Origin of the sequence: Bacteroides sp. 90-K9/2 (genome assembly GCF_047310725.1) — a bacterium.
GTDB lineage: Bacteria > Bacteroidota > Bacteroidia > Bacteroidales > Bacteroidaceae > Bacteroides > Bacteroides vicugnae.
The window spans coordinates 59,654-79,133 of record NZ_JBCGVL010000006.1 but is presented as its reverse complement, the minus strand read 5'-3'; the positions used below and the strand labels follow the sequence as shown (position 1 = coordinate 79,133).

At 43.4% G+C, this 19,480-nt stretch carries 13 protein-coding genes; 9 read left to right on the top strand and 4 right to left on the bottom strand.

Annotated features, from left to right (window positions below):
* Positions 1-169 precede the first annotated feature (169 nt).
* Genes AAHJ11_RS14865 through AAHJ11_RS14855 form a run of 3 tightly spaced genes read right to left on the bottom strand, consistent with a single transcriptional unit; the run spans position 170 to position 3,777 of the window.
* On the bottom strand, positions 170-1,357 hold the full coding sequence (locus AAHJ11_RS14865; protein WP_148365538.1) for a porin: 1,188 nt from the start codon (positions 1,355-1,357) through the stop codon (positions 170-172).
* A 15-nt stretch (positions 1,358-1,372) separates the two neighbouring features.
* Entirely contained in the window at positions 1,373-2,431 is a 1,059-nt protein-coding gene (ansB, locus tag AAHJ11_RS14860) for an L-asparaginase 2 (RefSeq protein ID WP_122137468.1), read from the bottom strand.
* 35 nt (positions 2,432-2,466) lie between these two features.
* Entirely contained in the window at positions 2,467-3,777 is a 1,311-nt protein-coding gene (locus tag AAHJ11_RS14855; protein WP_148365536.1) for an anaerobic C4-dicarboxylate transporter family protein, read from the bottom strand.
* A gap of 177 nt (positions 3,778-3,954) precedes the next feature.
* Between AAHJ11_RS14855 and aspA the strand changes: the two genes are divergently transcribed.
* The 7 genes from aspA to AAHJ11_RS14820 all read left to right on the top strand — a co-directional run bounded on the left by aspA (position 3,955) and on the right by AAHJ11_RS14820 (position 14,321).
* A complete protein-coding gene (gene aspA / locus AAHJ11_RS14850; RefSeq protein ID WP_148365535.1) occupies positions 3,955-5,388 on the top strand; it encodes an aspartate ammonia-lyase in 1,434 nt (477 codons plus the stop codon).
* Positions 5,389-5,616: 228 nt separating this feature from the next.
* Positions 5,617-6,987: an FAD-dependent oxidoreductase gene (locus AAHJ11_RS14845; RefSeq protein WP_320980388.1), complete on the top strand. Its 1,371-nt coding sequence runs from the start codon at positions 5,617-5,619 to the stop codon at positions 6,985-6,987.
* Between the two features lie 1,012 nt (positions 6,988-7,999).
* Positions 8,000-8,431: a hypothetical protein gene (locus AAHJ11_RS14840; RefSeq protein WP_148365533.1), complete on the top strand. Its 432-nt coding sequence runs from the start codon at positions 8,000-8,002 to the stop codon at positions 8,429-8,431.
* Positions 8,432-8,631: 200 nt separating this feature from the next.
* Positions 8,632-9,204: a porin family protein gene (locus tag AAHJ11_RS14835; protein WP_234133088.1), complete on the top strand. Its 573-nt coding sequence runs from the start codon at positions 8,632-8,634 to the stop codon at positions 9,202-9,204.
* A gap of 192 nt (positions 9,205-9,396) precedes the next feature.
* Positions 9,397-11,853, top strand: a complete 2,457-nt coding sequence (gene priA, locus AAHJ11_RS14830) for a primosomal protein N' (RefSeq protein WP_148365531.1) — start codon at positions 9,397-9,399, stop codon at positions 11,851-11,853.
* A 51-nt stretch (positions 11,854-11,904) separates the two neighbouring features.
* The gene (locus AAHJ11_RS14825; RefSeq protein WP_148365530.1) at positions 11,905-13,701 is read left to right on the top strand and encodes a DUF4091 domain-containing protein; all 1,797 of its coding nucleotides are present in this window, start codon (positions 11,905-11,907) and stop codon (positions 13,699-13,701) included.
* Positions 13,702-13,850: 149 nt separating this feature from the next.
* Positions 13,851-14,321 carry a low molecular weight protein-tyrosine-phosphatase gene (locus tag AAHJ11_RS14820; protein ID WP_148365529.1) on the top strand — a complete coding sequence of 157 codons (471 nt, stop codon included), beginning with the start codon at positions 13,851-13,853 and terminating at the stop codon, positions 14,319-14,321.
* Here the strand turns inward: AAHJ11_RS14820 and AAHJ11_RS14815 are convergent.
* The gene (locus AAHJ11_RS14815; RefSeq protein WP_148365528.1) at positions 14,296-16,368 is read right to left on the bottom strand and encodes an HD family phosphohydrolase; all 2,073 of its coding nucleotides are present in this window, start codon (positions 16,366-16,368) and stop codon (positions 14,296-14,298) included. The two genes, AAHJ11_RS14820 and AAHJ11_RS14815, sit on opposite strands and share 26 nt — an antisense overlap.
* Positions 16,369-16,462: 94 nt before the next feature.
* On the opposite strand from AAHJ11_RS14815, the gene gltX reads away from it, so the two are divergent.
* Positions 16,463-17,980 (top strand): glutamate--tRNA ligase, encoded by a 1,518-nt coding sequence (gene gltX / locus AAHJ11_RS14810; protein WP_122137475.1) that lies wholly within the window; start codon positions 16,463-16,465, stop codon positions 17,978-17,980.
* A 13-nt stretch (positions 17,981-17,993) separates the two neighbouring features.
* Positions 17,994-19,217: a 3-deoxy-D-manno-octulosonic acid transferase gene (locus tag AAHJ11_RS14805; protein ID WP_004296372.1), complete on the top strand. Its 1,224-nt coding sequence runs from the start codon at positions 17,994-17,996 to the stop codon at positions 19,215-19,217.
* The last annotated feature ends 263 nt before the right edge of the window (positions 19,218-19,480 follow it).

Genomic DNA, 19,480 nt, shown 5'->3' with positions numbered 1-19,480 from the left:
CGGTCTGTTCTTGACAAAGGCCATTCCTGATTGTCCAAAGATGGTAAGAAGTATGTGTTCGCTTCAAGTCTGTCTGCGGCATTCAAAAGTATATAAGAATACCCGATAACCTTTGCAAGAAGGCTATCGGGTATTCTTATATTGTCAGCTACGGTTTCTGGCTTTAGAACTAGAATACAGGCATCTGCCAGATAAATCCCACAGAAATACGGTTAGTACTGTAATTCTCCTGTCCCAGCACTTTGGCGCGGGAAGTAAAATCATACGAACGTCCCACGTAGGTAACAAAGAAGTGCAGATTGGTTTCCATCGGGTAATATTCGATACCGCCCAGATATCCCCAGGAAGTACGGTAATTGCCCTTTTCTATACCTTCGGATGCCTTGCCTACAGAAGCCGTTTCGTACATACCCTTCACAAAAACATTCCATTTCGGAAGAAAGCGGTAATTACATTTGGCAACAACCGAAAGATAGTTCGCATCAAAAGCATTATGCCCGCCCGGACGACCTACGATACTGGTAATGATTCCTTTGCGGTCAATATCCTCTTTTGAATACATGAAATCGACAAAAGCATTCCATTTTCCAAGATTCAACTCGTTGCCTAAAGCATAATAATACATATTGTGACTTTTGGCCTCGTTCATGACAGAAGCCGACCAACGGGTTTTAAATACATTATTGAAATTACCGTTCCAGTTCAATGTGTAGACTAGTGGCATTTTGCCCGATTTCAGATCGGGGAGATTGCCTTCGGCATCCTCTGTAATCCCGTAAGTGCTGTCGAAAGAACTGTTACGGCTGTTCAATATCTGCAGGTTAAGCTGCTGTTCGGGAGTAATGTTATAACCCACATTCAATCCGGTCATGAAGTTGCTCATGTAATCAATCATATCGCTGTATTGATAGATGTCGATCGGATTCAGGTCGAACTCGATACCACCGTATGCGGCACATTGCTTTCCTGCAAAAAGACTAAACTGGTCATTCAGCTTGATACCGATTCCGGCATAGTCGATAGAAGTCGGGAGATTATCAATCATGCCGTTTGCATCGTTCGAGCGGTTGAGGCGCTGACGATAGCGGTAAGACAACCAGTTGTTGATATTTCCTTTCGCTTCGATACGGAGTTGGTGCATATTAAAGTCACCCTCTTGAAAACCATTCTGGAAATGAGCGTCAAAGCTCCCTTGCATATTCAGATAAAGATTGAATTTATCTGTTTTCTTTTTCACGTCTGTCAGCTCTTCAAACAGGGGAGTGTTCGGATTGAATTTCTCCTTTTTCTCTGTTTTTTGAGCATATACTCCCTGTATGCTGCCCGCCAGAAGCAGCATGAATATCCATTTTTTCATAAGTAAGTCCGGTTTTTAGTATTCGTTGAAATATTGCTGAATCTGTTTCCAGTCTGTAGTTTTTGTTAGTGCAAGCATTAACAAAACACGAGATTTCTGCGGGTTCAGTTCCTGCGAAGCCACAAACTGATATTTGGCGTCGTCCACCTCTGCATCCAGTGTGGTAGGTCCGGTCGGGACACGGGAAGAACGAACGACAAGAATACCTTTTTGGCGGGCATCCGTCAATACCGGGAAGATGTTCTGGTGAATATTTCCGTTTCCTACTCCTGCGTGGATAATTCCTTTGTAACCGTTGCTAAGCATCGGAGTCACCATATCGGCTTCAATGTTGGAATAGCTGTACACGATACCTACTTTGGGAAGCGCGTTCAGATGCGTGACATCAAAAACGGACTGGGTAGTATGTTTCTTTAGCGTTACTTGATTATAGAACACTTTTCCGTTCAGTACATAACCCAGTGCGCCGGAGTTGGGGGCTTGGAAAGTTTGCACATCGACAGTGTTCATTTTAACCGTACTTTGCGCTCCGAGGATAAGGCCGTTCATGGCAACCAATACCCCTTTGTCTTTCGATTCTTTTGCGGCTGCGGTAACAACGGCATTGTAAAGGTTCAACGGGCCGTCGGCGCTTAGAGCGGTAGACGGACGCATGGCGCCTACTAATACCACCGGTTTGTTGCTCTTGACAGTCAGATTCAGGAAGTAAGCAGTTTCTTCCATGGTGTCTGTTCCGTGAGTAATCACGATGCCGTCAATGTCCGGGCGTTTCAGTAGTTCGTTGATTTTCTTGGCAAGCGTCAGCCAAACCTGGTCGTTCATGTCCTGCGAGCCGATTTTAACGATCTGCTCTCCCGTTACGTTGGCGATGTCTTTAATTTCGGGCACAGCATCGAGCAGCGCGCCGATGGCAACCTGTCCTGCCGTATAACTGGTTCCGGTAGCCGAGCTTCCCGTACCTGCGATGGTTCCTCCCGTAGCAAGAATATGAATATTCGGTTTTGCGGCGAATGCCATAGTTACGGAAAACAGTAGTGTGACTACTACCAGTCCAAAGCTTTTGAATTGTTTCATAACTGAATGATGTTTAGGTTAATAATATGAATCTATTAGAATATTTGTATAAAAAGCAAACCTAGTGCGATTGCCACAACGGTCGATATCAGACCGGGCATCATAAATGAATGGTTCAACACATATTTGCCGATTTTTGTTGTCCCGGTACGGTCGAAATTAATCGCAGCCACCACAGTAGGATAATTCGGAATAAAGAAATATCCGTTCACGGCAGGGAATAAAGCGATCAGCATATAAGGAGAAATTCCCAACGCGATACCCAGAGGAACGAGTGCCCGTACGGTGGCGGCCTGACTATACAGCAGAATAGACATCACAAACAGGGCGACACCGAACAGCCACGGCATTTGTTGTACGATCCCCTGGATAGAGAGCGTCAGCTGTCCCATATTTCCCTGAAGAAAAGTATCTCCCATCCAAGCAATACCGAAGATGGCAATCACCGCCTGCATACCTGCCGGGAATACGGAACCTTGCGTTGCCTTAATCCCGTCCGTCTTCGTTACTAACAGGATAATTGCGGCAGCCGACAACATCACGATTTCGATGATGGAAGACATTCCCAAGGTGACTATTTCCCCGTCAATCAGGAAACTGGGGCGCATTCCTTCAAAAGAACCGAAAAGCACGATAAAAGCAGTTGCCAATATAAAGATGATGACGGAAATCATTGCCGAACGTTTGTTCTTGACATCTTTAATCTCCACCTTTTTATTGTTGAATAAACCTTCTTTCAATCTTTTCTGATATTCGGGATCTTCCACCAGTTCCTTGCCGACTCTCATGGAAAACAAGGCGCCTACCAAAACTCCGACGATGGTGGCGGGAATCGTAATCTTGAGAATGTCGAACAGGGTAATGTCGAATCCGGCTAAAAGTCCGAGAAGTGCCACGGTAGCGGCAGAGATCGGACTTGCCGTAATGGCCTGCTGGGAAGCGATGACGGCAATCCCCAACGGACGTTCCGGGCGTATCTTTGTTTCGGTGGCAACCTCTGCGATCACCGGCAGTACGGAATAGGCCACGTGCCCGGTTCCGGCTACAAAAGTAAAGAGGTAAGTCACCAGCGGACTAAGCAGAGTGACGTGTGAAGGATTTTTACGAAGCAAATGTTCTGCCAGTTTCACCATATAGTCCAGACCTCCGGCTGCCTGCATACAGGAAGCGGCCGAAATTACAGCGGCAATCATTAACATAACGTCGATAGGAGGCGCAGTGGGTTGTAAACCAAAAACGAACGTAAGTATAGCCAACCCTACGCCTCCCATTACGCCAAGTCCGATACCTCCCAGGCGCGCGCCAATAATAATGGCTGTCAGAACAAATGCTAATTGTAATATCATAGATTGCTGTTTTAAGTTCCAAACAAAGATAAGTGATTTCTCTCTTTGTATTTTCTTTTTCTTGTATTTACAACAAAAAAGTCTTTGAATAGTTTTTGCATATTTATTAAAACAATAACAAAGTTCATTGGTTATTATAAGAACTAACGAAAACGTTATTACTATAAAACAACCGATATGGAACAGAATTTATCAAAAAAAACTCGTACAGAGAGTGACCTGATAGGTAGTCGTGAAGTGCCGGAAAGTGCACTCTATGGAGTACAGACACTCCGTGGTATCGAAAACTTTCGCATCAGCAAGTTTCATTTGAATGAATATCCTTTGTTCATTCAGGCATTGGCTATTACCAAGATGGGAGCCGCCGTTGCCAACCGTGAACTGGACTTATTAACAGAAGAACAAGCGGATGCTATCTTGAGAGCCTGTAAAGAAATACTTGAAGGAAAGCATCACGAGCAATTCCCCGTAGACATGATTCAGGGAGGAGCCGGTACGACCACTAACATGAATGCCAATGAAGTGATTGCCAACCGGGCATTGGAACTGATGGGACATCAGCGGGGAGAGTATCAATACTGTTCACCCAACGATCATGTCAACCGTTCGCAATCGACCAACGATGCTTATCCTACTGCCATCCACATTGGACTGTATTATACTCATTTGAAGTTGGTTAAGCATTTGGAGGTTCTGATCGAGTCTTTCCGGAAGAAAGCGAATGAGTTTGCGCATATCATCAAAATGGGGCGTACCCAACTGGAAGATGCCGTACCGATGACGCTTGGGCAAACCTTTAATGGCTTTGCAAGTATTCTGTCGCATGAAGTGAAGAATCTCGATTTCGCCGCACAGGATTTTCTGGCAGTCAATATGGGAGCAACGGCCATCGGAACAGGAATTACCGCCGAACCGGAATATGCGGAGAAGTGCATTGCCGCTTTGCGCAAGATTACGGGATTGGATATCAAACTTGCAGACGATTTGGTAGGAGCCACTTCGGACACTTCCTGCATGGTAGGCTATTCGGGAGCGATGAGGCGTGTTGCTGTTAAAATGAATAAGATATGTAATGACTTGCGGTTGCTGGCTTCCGGTCCGCGTTGCGGATTGGGGGAAATCAATCTGCCGGCAATGCAGCCGGGCTCTTCCATCATGCCGGGAAAAGTGAATCCGGTTATTCCCGAAGTCATGAATCAGATAGCCTATAAAGTAATAGGAAACGACCTCTGCGTAGCCATGAGCGGTGAAGCGGCTCAAATGGAACTGAATGCAATGGAGCCGGTAATGGCACAATGCTGTTTCGAGTCTGCCGATCTGTTGATGAATGGTTTCGACACTTTGCGCACGTTATGCATCGACGGCATTACGGCTAATGAAGAAAAATGCAGGAGAGATGTGCATAACAGTATCGGAGTAGTGACAGCCCTGAATCCGGTGATCGGATATAAGAACTCTACCAAAATAGCCAAAGAAGCATTGGAAACCGGGAAGGGAGTTTATGAACTTGTTTTGGAGCATAACATTCTTTCCAAAGAAGACTTGGATACTATCTTAAAACCGGAGAATATGATTAAACCGGTGAAGTTGGACATTCACCCGAATCGTTGATTGATATATAGTAAGTGGAGATTGGTTTAAGATGAGAAATCGCCGGGCAGATCATTGATCTGTTCCGGCGATTTTTGATTATTTATTACTTTGACCTTATATGGGAATAATTGCTAATTTATCCGGCGAAATGGTTATTGTTTATTACTTCGAAAGCGACGAACTTTGCAATATCATTCGTTGTTAACCTGATAAGCAAGTCTTGAACCCATTAAAAGTTATATAGATATGAATGCATTTGATGTTATTATTATCGGTTTCGGTAAGGGAGGAAAGACCCTTGCGGCAGAGTTTGCAAAACGTGGGCGGAAAGTCGCCATTGTTGAACGTTCTGATAAAATGTATGGAGGAACGTGTATCAATATCGGCTGTATTCCGACAAAGACGTTGGTTCATCAGGCTAAAATTGCTTCCGGTATGGAAGACTCCACATTTGAAGAAAGAAGTGCGTTTTATCGCAATGCTATTGCTGTGAAGGAGTCTGTGACAAGTGCGTTGAGAGGCAAGAATTACCATAATCTGGCGGATCATCCTAATGTAACAGTTTATACAGGTGTAGGTTCTTTTGTATCTGCCGATGTGGTTTCTGTCCGTACATCTACTGAAGAAATATGGTTGACATCAAAGCAAATAATTATCAACACCGGAGCGGAAACAATAATTCCGCCTATTGAAGGAGTTGCGGACAATTCTTTGGTTTATACCAGTACTTCAATCATGGAATTGACCGATCTTCCCCGTCGGCTGGTTATTGTTGGCGGCGGTTATATTGGTTTGGAGTTTGCGTCTATGTATGCTTCGTTCGGTTCACAAGTGACGGTACTCGAAAGTTATCCGGAGCTGATTGTCCGTGAGGATCGGGATATTGCTGCAAGTGTAAAAGAAACATTGGAGAAAAAAGGCATTGTTTTTCGGATGAACGCGAAGGTACAATCTGTGAAGCATGTTGAAAATAGGGCTGTCGTTGTTTTCTCTGATTCACAAACTGATGAGGTGTTCGAACTTGAAGCTGATGCCGTATTGTTGGCTACAGGACGCAGGCCGAACACGAAAGATCTGAATCTGAAAGTTGCCGGAGTGGAGACGGACGCACGTGGAGCGATCATTGTGGATGAATATCTGAAGACAACTAATCCGAATATACGTGCCGTGGGTGATGTGAAAGGTGGTTTGCAGTTCACTTATATTTCATTGGATGATTATCGGATTATCCGCGAAGATTTGTTTGGAGATAAGGAGCGGAAAACAAGTGACCGTAATCCGGTTGCTTATTCCGTATTTATTGATCCTCCATTGGCACGTATCGGATTGAATGAGGATGAGGCTCGTAAGCAGAATTTGGATGTGATTATCAAGAAATTGCCTGTTATGGCGATACCGAGAGCAAAGACATTGGGAGAGACGGACGGTCTGCTGAAAGCTGTCATTGATAAGAATACGGGAAAAATAGTAGGTTGTATGCTGTTTGCGCCTGATGCCAGCGAGGTCATTAATATAGTTGCCATGGCAATGAAAACAGCTCAGGATTATACTTTCCTGCGTGATTTCATCTTTACTCATCCCAGCATGAGCGAAGCGTTGAATGATTTGTTCTCATAGAGTAGTAAGAATACGTCTTTCTAGTCGCATACGCTGTGTGGGGCTCATCCTGATTTCAGTTGTCGGGTAAGTTGTGTTTTTCCCGTGATTACTGGTTGGCTAATTTCCGGTCAGTGGTAGCTTGAATTTGTTTAGAGGCTTGAAACAATTTGTTTAGAGGTGTGAAACAATCTGTTCGCAGGCTTGAAACTAAAGTTTCCCCTATGGGGGAACAATGGTTTCCCTACGGGGAAACTATAGTCTCTCACCGGGAAACTATTAGTATCATTACATGAAACTTTTATTCGTACTATTGGAAACTGGAACTTTCCTAATGGATAAGCCATTTGCAACGTGAGGGTAGTGTGAGGGTAACTTCTACCCTCACCTTTACTCTCACACCTGTAATGCTGATGAATAAAGGGATTGAACCAATGGGTGAGGGTGTGAGAGTAAAAACCACTACAACTTTTATTTGTGAGAAAGTTCCATAATCAAGAACGAGAAGTAGAGTCGTCTTTTGTCAGATTCATTTTAATACATAACTTCCAGTATTTATTTCCATATTTCGACTGCATTTCAAAAAAAACATATATCTTTGCCGTACGCTTTCAGCCCATCAGCGTGATGGAATAGGCAGAAAGCGGTTTTTATTTCCTTATTGGAGTAAAAGCGTATTATCTCTCGCTTCCAGAATAGCAAATCTAAGCAAAGAGAGATGATACGGCAGATACTCCACGTGAACGGATGTATATCAACATATTCGTAAGAGATGTGTTATATATAAACGATTGACGTGGGTGTCTGCTGTCATCATTATCTTTTGCGCGGGTATTGCTAGCCTTGGAAGCAGATAATGGTACAGCAGCATCTGCGTCTTTCTTGTATTCGGCCGGTTATAAATTGCCCCAATTTAACCTAGCCAATCCCCACCCGGCGGACTGCAAAAAAGCGTGGATGCTCGTTGTACTAATATATATGAATAAAATATTATTCATCCCTTATTTGTATCACACATGAAAAAACAAACGCTATGGCACAATGGATTAGTATAGAAGAGGCAGCTGCAAAGTACGGATTCGAGACAGAATATCTCTGGGTCTTGGTAGAAATGCGAGAAATCACTGTGGACTACGAAAGGCCGGGCATCGACATCATCAGTGATGACAGTGTTCAGGAGTTTATGAGTCGAAATGAAAAAGGAGCTACCTTGATGTATATCGAAAAACTGGAACGATATTGCATAGATAAGTCAAAACTTTGTTCAATATACCTATCACTCTTAGGCAAACAAGATAAAGAAATCACAAGATATAAAGCAGCCGGAATCCTCTATGATACCTTACAAGTCAAATGGCTGAAACAATGCGACCGGTTGCGGAAGTTGGAAAAAGAACTCGTCTTGGGGCAGACTACTTGCTGTACCTGTTGGCTGAAAAGAATCTGTATGAAAATCAGGAAGTAAAATCGGATTAATTTAATACTTATTTGCTAAAATATCAATTGCTTCATAACCGTACCAATTGGATAAAATCGAACTTATAAGAAATTCTTATTAGTTCGTCAGGAGGGGCAACGACGTCTTTAAATGAACAAACAACCAAGAATTTGTGTTTATTTAATCTAAATATATATCTTTGTCCCGAATTATAAACACGTAAATTTATGAAAAAGATTTTTGGTGCTTTAATGATTGCTATGTGTATAGCTATGGCAATGCCTGCTCAGGCGCAGATACACTTTGGTGTAAAGGGAGGTTTGAACTTGTCAAAGGCGAGTTTCTCTAATGTGAGCGAAAACTTTAAAAAGGATAATTTCACAGGCTTCTTTATCGGTCCGATGGCCGAGTTTAATATTCCAATCGTAGGGTTGGGAGTAGATGCATCTTTGCTTTTTGCTCAACGGGGTATCAAAGTTTCAGAAGGAAATGAAGATTTTACTGTTAAGCAAAACGGTATTGATATTCCTGTGAACCTGAAATATACCATTGGCTTGGGAAGTCTGGCAGGCATTTATCTGGCTGCAGGTCCTGATTTTTATTTCGATTTTGAAAAGAAATCGGGAATTGATAAGAAGAAAGCAGAAGTAGGTATTAATGTGGGTGCGGGTGTGAAATTGCTGAACCATTTGCAGGTGGGGGCTAATTACAATATCCCATTGGGCGATACTGCTGATATTGACACTGGTGGTTCTTATAAGACTAAGACTTGGCAAGTATCTGTAGCCTATATTTTTTAAGTAGTCTGTCGCTTTACATAGTATATGAAAAAGAGTTTCCGATAACCGGAAACTCTTTTTTTGTTTGAGATGATCTTGTTACACTCTCGAATATATTTTCTTCTATTCTCGTATAAAGTAGAGTTTTCTTTTTAAGTGTTCTTCCTTCCTTCTTTTAAATCCCCGTTTTTTTATTGTATTTTTGTGGCTGCAATGAAAAAGTATGTAGATGTCATATTACCGCTTCCGCTTCCGAAGAGTTTTACTTACTCTTTGCCGGATGAATGTGCAGAAGATGTGAAGATAGGCTGCCGTGTGGTAGTTCCTTTCGGGCGGAAGAAGTTTTATACGGCTATCGTCCTCAACGTTCATTATTGTGCTCCAACGGAATACGAAGTGAAAGATATATCTGCATTACTGGATGCTTCTCCCATCTTGTTACCCGCTCAATTCAAATTTTGGGAGTGGATAGCCGACTATTATCTCTGTACACAAGGCGATGTCTATAAAGCGGCACTTCCCTCCGGACTGAAACTGGAGAGTGAAACGATTGTTGAATATAATCCTGATTTTGAAGCGGATGCGCCATTGCCGGAACGTGAACAACGTATTTTGGACTTACTTGCCATAGATTCGCAGCAGTGCGTCACTAAACTGGAGAAAGACAGCGGCATCAAAAATATCCTTGCTGTCATCAAGTCTCTGCTCGATAAAGAAGCGATTTTCGTCAAGGAGGAATTGAGACGTACTTATAAACCGAAAACAGAGGCACGGGTCCGGCTTGCGGGTGCAGCGGATGAGAAACGGCTTCATATCCTGTTTGATATCCTGTCTCGTGCTCCGAAGCAGTTGGCGTTGCTTATGAAATATGTGGAGTGTTCTGGTGTTTTAGGAGCGGGAACTCCGAAAGAAGTCTCCAAGAAAGAACTGTTGCAGCGGGCTAATGTGGCTCCTTCTGTATTGAATGGATTGGTGGATAAGAAGATTTTTGAAATCTACTACCATGAAATCGGCCGGTTGGACAAGCAGGAGAAGGAGATTGTCGAATTAAATCCTTTAAATGAGTTTCAACAACGTGCATTTGATGAAGTCGTACAGTCTTTTCAGGAGAAAAACGTTTGTTTGCTTCATGGGGTAACGTCCAGCGGTAAGACTGAAATTTATATCCATCTGATAGAAGAAGCGATTCGCCAGGGAAAGCAGGTGTTATATTTGTTGCCGGAAATTGCATTGACCACTCAAATTACGGAGCGTTTGCAACGGGTTTTCGGTGCCCGTCTGGGTATCTATCATTCTAAATTCCCCGATGCCGAACGGGTTGAAATATGGAGGAAGCAACTGGGAGAGAAGGGATATGATATTATTCTGGGCGTTCGTTCTTCTATTTTCCTGCCTTTTCGGAATCTGGGATTGGTGATTGTGGACGAAGAGCACGAAAATACATATAAACAACAAGATCCCGCTCCCCGCTATCATGCGCGTAGCGCAGCTATTGTACTGGCTGCCATGTACGGAGCTAAGACTCTGTTGGGTACGGCTACTCCTTCTATCGAGTCGTGGCAGAATGCAAGAGAGGGAAAATATGGTTTCGTACAACTGAAAGAACGATATAAAGAAATCCAGTTGCCGGAGATTATTCCGGTGGATATTAAGGAATTGCATCGCAAAAAACGGATGGTCGGACAATTCTCACCGCTCCTGATACAATATATGAAAGAGGCTTTGGAACAGAAAGAACAGGTGATTCTCTTTCAGAACCGTCGTGGGTTTGCCCCGATGGTGGAGTGTCGTACCTGCGGCTGGGTGCCCAAGTGTAAGAATTGTGACGTAAGTCTTACTTATCATAAAGGAATCAATCAGTTAACTTGTCACTATTGCGGTTATACCTATCAACTGCCGAAATCCTGCCCTGCCTGCGAGGGGACAGAACTGGTGAACCGTGGTTTCGGTACGGAAAAGATTGAAGATGACATCAAAATTCTTTTCCCGGAAGCTGCCGTAGCCCGGATGGATTTGGATACTACACGTACCCGCTCTGCCTATGAGAAGATTATTGCAGATTTCGAGCAGGGAAAGACGGACATATTGATCGGTACGCAAATGGTTTCAAAAGGATTGGACTTCGATCATGTCAGTATAGTAGGCATATTGAATGCCGATACCATGTTGAATTATCCCGATTTCCGTTCCTATGAACGTGCGTTTCAGTTGATGGCGCAAGTAGCGGGACGTGCCGGACGTAAGAACAAACGCGGACGGGTGGTATTGCAAACCAAGAGCATCGATCATCCTATCATTCATCAGGTCATTGCCAATGATTATGAAGATATGGTAGGCGGACAATTGGCGGAACGCCAGATGTTCCATTATCCTCCCTATTATCGGCTGGTATATGTTTATCTGAAAAATCATAATGAAGCGTTACTGGATCAGATGGCGGCAGTGATGGCGGATAAGTTGCGGTCAGTATTTGGCAATCGGGTATTAGGTCCGGACAAACCTCCTGTTGCCCGTATCCAGACTTTGTTTATCAAAAAGATCGTCGTTAAGATTGAGCAGAATGCCCCGATGGGACGTGCGCGGGAATTGCTGTTACGCATCCAGCGCGAGATGTTGGCGGACGAACGCTATAAATCTTTGATTGTTTATTATGATGTAGACCCTATGTGATTTAATATTTTTCCCCCATATAATAACCTTTATTAATTTAATTAACTAACCATGAAACGACTTACTATTTTTTCTCTGACTTGTCTTTTTAGCATGGGTGCAGTTTTTGCCCAGCAAGGAGTAACTCAATGCGGTGTTCCGACAGGACAACCGAAGTTCCCTTTACTGACTTATCAGGAGTTGCCTGATCCTACTGCACCTTCTGATAAAGAGTGGGCAGCGGTGACTTCCACTCAAGTCTCTTGGGGTACAACAGATATCCGGTATGCAAAACATCAACTCCCGCAGTTGAAGAAACAACAGACTGTTTCCCTGAAAGGCTGGCGTGGCGAACGGGTGAACGCGCAAGCTGTTGTGTGGACAGGCGTAGAACTGAAAGACCTGAATTTCAGCTTTGGTGATTTCAAGGATAAAAAGGGAAATGTTCTTCCCAAAGATGCATTTACAGGTGGTTTTGTCCGTTATGTGATGACGGATGAATTGAACAAAGATGGGAGAGGGGCGTGCGGACACCGGAAATCTGTGGATTATGATTCATTATTGGTGGCCGACCCTATTGATACCAACCTGAAAACGATGGCTTTGCCTGCTCGTACTGTTCAACCGGTTTGGGTACAGTGCTGGATTCCGCAATCGGCTACTCCCGGAACTTACCGAGGGGAGTTATTAATCAATGACGGCTCGCGTTTATTGCAACGCCTGAATCTGGAAATTACCGTTTCTCCCCGTGAGCTTCCTCAACCTTCGGAATGGGCTTACCACTTGGATTTATGGCAAAGTCCTTATGCAGTGGCACGTTATTATCAGGTTCCTTTATGGAGTCAGGAGCATTTCGACGCCATGCGTCCTTTAATGAAAATGTTGGCAGATGCCGGACAGAAGATTATCACGGCGACTTTGACGTACAAACCCTGGAATGGTCAGACAGAAGATTATTTTGATACAATGGTCACCTGGATGAAACGGGCAGATGGAACATGGGCTTTTGATTATACCATCTTCGACCGTTGGGTGGAATTTATGATGAGTGTAGGCATTGATAAACAGATTAATTGTTACTCAATGGTTCCCTGGGAGTTGTCATTCCAATATTACGATCAGGCAACCAACTCTTTGCAATTCGTGAAAACTGCACCGGGTGAAGCGGCTTATGAAGAAATGTGGGGAGCGATGCTTGCCTCTTTCTCCAAGCATCTGAAAGAAAAAGGATGGTTTGATATTTGTGCCATTGCGATGGACGAACGTCCGATGGAAGTGATGCAGAAGACGTTGAAAGTGATTCGTAAAGCTGATCCGGATTTTAAAGTTTCATTGGCTGGAAACTATCATGCGGAGATTGAGCCGGAACTGTATGATTACTGTATTGTCATCGGACAGGATTTTCCGGAAGAGGTGCGTCTTCGTCGTGTTGCCGAGAACAAACGTACTAATTACTATACTTGCTGTACGGAAGCCCATCCTAACACGTTTACTTTCTCTGAGCCTGCAGAAGCAGCTTGGATGAGTTATTATTCATCTAAGAAACAGCTGGATGGCTATCTGCGTTGGGCATATAACAGCTGGCCGTTGGAACCGTTGCTCGATTCCCGTTTCCGTAGCTGGGCAGGTGGAGATACTTATCTTGTATATCCGGGAGCTCGCAGTTGTATCCGTTTCGAACGTTTGATTGAAGGAATACAGGCGCATGAGAAGATCCATATTCTTCGTCAGGAATTTGAGAAAAAAGGAAATAAGGCCGGATTAAAGAAAATTGAGAAAATGCTTGCTCCGTTCCATTTGGGTAGTATGCCGGAAATCCCGGCCGCAGTAACCGTGAACCGGGCTAATCAGATATTAAATTCGTTCTAGTACTGTGGTGAACTATCATATTTAGGCACGGATTACACGGATAACACGGTTTTTAATTGGTTAATCTTTTCAAACCGCGAAATCCGTGTAATCCGTGCCTAAAAATATATAAGTATTCTATATCATTTCTGTATCGTTAAAAGTAAATTATGAAGAAAATATTATTTGTCTGTTTAGGAAATATCTGCCGTAGCTCTACGGCTGAAGGCGTAATGCTTCATTTAATTGAAGAGGCGGGACTGGAAAAAGAATTTGTGATAGATTCTGCCGGAATCCTGTCTTATCATCAGGGCGAATTGCCGGATAGCCGGATGCGTGCTCATGCTGCTCGTCGCGGTTATCAATTAGTGCATCGTTCTCGCCCCGTCCGTACGGAAGATTTCTATCATTTTGATCTGATCATCGGTATGGACGACCGGAACATAGATGATTTGAAAGACAAAGCCCCTTCTCCTGAAGAATGGAAGAAGATTCATCGCATGACGGAGTATTGCACCCGTATTCCTGCAGATCATGTCCCTGACCCCTATTATGGAGGGGCCGAGGGTTTTGAATATGTACTCGATGTTCTTGAAGACGCTTGCGCAGGTTTGCTTACTTCTTTAACTCAGGATAACTGATCCGGGTATGATAAGCAATCTTTAGTTTTTCTTTGAACACAGTTTTCACAGTCGCTATGTCCTTGAAAGTGATAGGACATTCCTTAAAGTAACCTTCAGTGACCTGGGAATCGATAATCTTGTCGACCAGGTTGCTGATTGTTTCTTCCGTATATTCCGGGAGACTGCGTGATGCGGCTTCCACGGCATCCGCCATCATCAGGATAGCCTGCTCTTTGGTGAACGGATTCGGACCGGGATAGGTGAACTGTTCTTCATTCGGTTCTTCGTCCGGATGCTCGTTCTTCCAGGAAATATAGAAATATTTTGTTTTTCCCCGTCCGTGATGCGTGCTGATAAAGTCCTTGACAGCTTTAGGCAGATTGTGTTTATCAGCTAATTTCAATCCATCCGTCACATGACTGATGACGACCTGTGCACTTTGTTCGTAATTCAGGTTCTTATGCGGGTTTATTCCTCCTGACTGATTTTCTGTGAAGAAAGCAGGGTTTTCCATCTTGCCAATGTCATGATACAAAGCTCCTGTACGTACTAACTGGCTTTTGGCTCCAATACGGATGGCTGCTTCCGCAGCAAGATTGGCCACCTGCATGGAATGTTGGAATGTGCCCGGAACCGTTTCGGACATTTGCCGTAAAAGGTCATTATTGATATTCGAAAGTTCTACCAACGTTACATTGGAAGTAAATCCGAAAGTCTTTTCCAATAAAAAGAGTAAAGGATAGGTGAATAATAACAAGATTCCATTGATGATGAAGTAGGTGTACATTCGTATGTTTAACTTCGAAAAGTCGGTGGAAAGGCCGTTCTCTGTCATCAATTCGAAGGCGAAATAAATGGCTGCATAAGTCAGTATGACCAATAAAGCTGTCCGGAAAAGTTGGGACCTTTGCGATAGCTCTCTTAGACTGAATATTGCCACCAATCCTGCTGCCAACTGTGTCAGAATGAATTCATGCGGAAAGCGTAGGGATATGGAGCATATCAGTATGGTAATGACATGCGTCAGGAAAGCAGTCCTCGAATCAAGGAAGACGCGGATGATAATGGGCAGCATCGCGTACGGGATGATATACACATTAAATAGATTATGTGTTACCATGAAAGCGGTTATGACACTGTAAAATACAATCAACGTGAATAGCAATGACAGACTGCCTTTCCGTTGATAGTAGTCTTTCCGGAACAGGTCGAGATAAAGCATAAAACAAAGCATCAGCATTCCTACAAACAGAATCTGTCCGCCGAGAATCAGACGGTTCTGTCCCATGGACTCATTCCGTTTGATGGATTCTTTGCGTAATGACTCCAGGATATTATAGGTATGCGGGCTGATGATTTCCCCCCGGTCAATAATCTTTTGCCCGCTGACTACCAATCCGTTTGCCCAGGAATAGTTGTTCAGAATCTCTTCTTTGGCAGCCTGGGTACGTTCCTCGTCAAAAGTAAGGTTGGGAGTGATGTATTCGTTCAGTGAGCATTGCCTTAAAATTTCCCGGTTGAAATGAGTGGAATCTGCCGACAACAAGTGCTCATAGGCTTTTTTTACCGTGTAAAGATTCTCGGTAGCCTGTGGATTAGCCAGTTTATCATCAATCACCATGACGGATGAAGTGCTGTCTTTGTGAAGCTGCTGTATATTCTCTGTCGAAACGATACCTGCCTGATAGATTTCTTTTAAAGTGCGTTCGATGTACCGTAAATAATCAATGGAAGGGAGAATACCTTTCAGATTCGTGTGGTAATTCTCCTTCAGTTTGGCGATTGCGTCTTTCTCTATATTCTTATCCAGTTGATAATAAGGTTGGAAGAAAGCCATCAGGCTATCTTGTTCCCTTTTTACTACTGCATCCTCTTTATAAATAGGAAAGTCGAAAGTAGCGATCAACTGTCCGTACTTCCAGGGCTTGTTGATGTCGAACTGGTAATTGAATTTTCCGTCACGTGGCAGGAAATAGACAATCAGTGTTACAGTGCCCACAAATAGCAGTGATTTATATAGTAAATCTCTCCATGAAAATCTTTTTTTCTTCTTCAAATGTTCCATATCCACTGAAATTTTTGCGAAAAGTACAAAAAAAAACAATAGTGTGGAAAAAAAGGTTTAATTTTGCCACGATTTACCTATACTAACCCAAATTATGGCAGAAAGAAAAGTAAGAGTTCGTTTTGCTCCAAGTCCTACGGGAGCATTGCACATCGGTGGTGTGCGTACAGCTTTGTATAATTATCTATTTGCGCGTCAACACGGCGGAGACTTGATATTTCGTATTGAAGACACTGACTCTAACCGGTTCGTTCCGGGAGCGGAAGAGTATATACTCGAATCTTTTAAGTGGTTGGGTATCCACTTTGACGAGGGGGTGAGCTTCGGTGGTGAACACGGTCCGTACCGTCAGTCGGAACGCCGCGAAATCTACAAGAAATATGTGCAGATTTTGCTGGAAAATGGAAAAGCATACATCGCTTTTGATACTCCGGAGGAACTGGACGCTAAGCGTGCTGAAATTGCTAACTTCCAATATGATGCATCTACCCGTGGTATGATGCGCAACTCATTAACTATGCCGAAGGAAGAAGTGGATGCACTGATTGCTGAAGGCAAACAATATGTTGTTCGTTTCAAAATCGAACCGAATGAAGATATTCATGTAAATGACCTGATTCGTGGTGAAGTAGTAATAAACTCATCTATTCTGGATGATAAAGTGCTTTATAAATCGGCTGACGAACTGCCTACTTACCATTTGGCAAATATCGTGGATGACCATTTGATGGAAGTTTCCCACGTGATTCGTGGTGAGGAATGGTTGCCTTCCGCTCCTTTGCATGTGTTGTTGTACCGTGCTTTCGGCTGGGAAGATACGATGCCGGAGTTTGCTCACCTGCCTTTGTTGTTGAAACCGGAAGGTAATGGAAAATTAAGCAAGCGTGACGGTGACCGTCTAGGATTCCCTGTATTCCCATTGGAATGGCACGATCCGAAATCCGGAGAAATCTCTTCTGGTTATCGTGAATCCGGTTATTTGCCTGAAGCTGTGATTAATTTCCTGGCTTTATTGGGATGGAATCCGGGTAATGATCAGGAAGTGATGTCGATGGACGAATTGATTAAATTGTTTGATCTTCACCGTTGCAGCAAGTCGGGAGCTAAGTTCGACTATAAAAAAGGAATATGGTTCAATCATCAATATATACAGCAGAAACCTAACGAAGAAATTGCGGAACTGTTCTTGCCTTTCTTGAAAGAACAAGGCGTAGAGGCTCCTTTCGAAAAGGTAGTGACTGTGGTTGGCATGATGAAAGACCGGGTAAGTTTCATTAAAGAACTGTGGGATGTATGTAGCTTCTTCTTTGTGGCTCCTACCGAATATGACGAAAAGACGGTGAAGAAACGTTGGAAAGAAGATTCTGCCAAATGTATGACCGAATTGGCGGAAGTGATTGCCGGTATTGAAGATTTTAGCATTGAAGGACAGGAAAAAGTCGTTATGGACTGGATTGCAGAGAAAGGTTACCATACCGGTAATATCATGAATGCTTTCCGTCTGACATTGGTGGGTGAAGGAAAAGGCCCGCACATGTTCGATATTTCCTGGGTATTGGGCAAAGAGGAGACGATAGCTCGTATGAAACGGGCGGTAGAGGTTTTGAAGTAATCGACACAGTACTATGCTTTACGACCTGGCAATAGTCATTTATGACTTTATCGTCCATTTGGCTGCTCCGTTTAGCCGCAAGCCCCGGAAGATGATGAAAGGGCATTGGGTGGTGTATGAACTTTTACGCCAACAAGTGGAAAAAGGGGAACAGTATATTTGGTTTCACGCTGCTTCACTGGGGGAGTTTGAACAAGGACGCCCTCTGATAGAAATGATTCGTGAGAAATATCCTAACTATAAGATATTGCTGACATTTTTCTCTCCTTCCGGTTATGAAGTGCGTAAGCATTACCGGGGGGCGGATATTGTTTGCTATCTGCCGTTTGATAAGCCGAGGAATGTGAAGAAGTTCCTGGATATTGCAAATCCTTGCATGGCGTTCTTTATCAAATATGAGTTTTGGAAGAATTATCTGGATGAGCTGCACAAGCGCCGTATTCCGGTATATAGTGTGTCGTCCATCTTCCGTCGCGAACAGATATTCTTTAAATGGTACGGTGGCACTTATCGCAATGTCTTGAAAGATTTCGATCATCTGTTTGTTCAGAATGAGGCATCCAAACGTTATTTGTCGAAAATCGGCATCAGTCGTGTGACAGTGGTGGGGGATACCCGTTTTGACCGGGTACTGCAAATCCGCGAAGAAGCGAAAGAACTTCCGTTGGTGGAGAAATTTAAAGGAAACAATTCTTTTACTTTTGTTGCCGGAAGCTCATGGGGACCTGATGAGGATTTATTCCTCGAATATTTCAATAATCATCCGGAAATGAAGTTGATTATTGCTCCGCATGTGATCGATGAGAATCACCTGGTTGAGATCATCGGTAAACTGAAACGTCCGTATGTGCGCTATACCCGTGCTGACGAAAGAAATGTATTGAAAGCGGATTGCCTTATAATAGATTGCTTCGGCCTATTGTCCTCTATTTACCGTTATGGTGAAATAGCTTATATCGGCGGTGGTTTCGGAGTAGGAATCCACAACACATTGGAAGCGGCTGTATATGGTATTCCGGTGATTTTCGGACCGAAGTATCAGAAATTCATGGAGGCTGTTCAATTGCTGGAAGCAAAAGGTGCTTATTCTATCAAAGATTACGATGAGCTGAAAACTTTGTTGGATCGTTTCCTGACAGATGAGGTCTTTTTGCGCGAAACCGGAACGAATGCCGGTTATTATGTGACTAGCAATGCCGGTGCGACGGAGAAGATTATGCACATGATTAATTTCTAATAGCTTACTAACTGATATAATTTAGGCACGGATAACACGGGCTATGCGGTTTTTAGAAATATAACAGCATAAAGTGACCATGTAATCCGTGCCTGAAATAAATTAGAAAGGGCGTTTTTACACACTACCGTTATTTCATACTTTTCACAGCGTTTTGTTATCAGACTGCTATTTCTTGATTTAATATGGTGGGAGAATGATGGGAGGTAGCTAAAAATAGAATGAGAAATAATTATATGAATGTTATTAGGTGGATAAAAAGA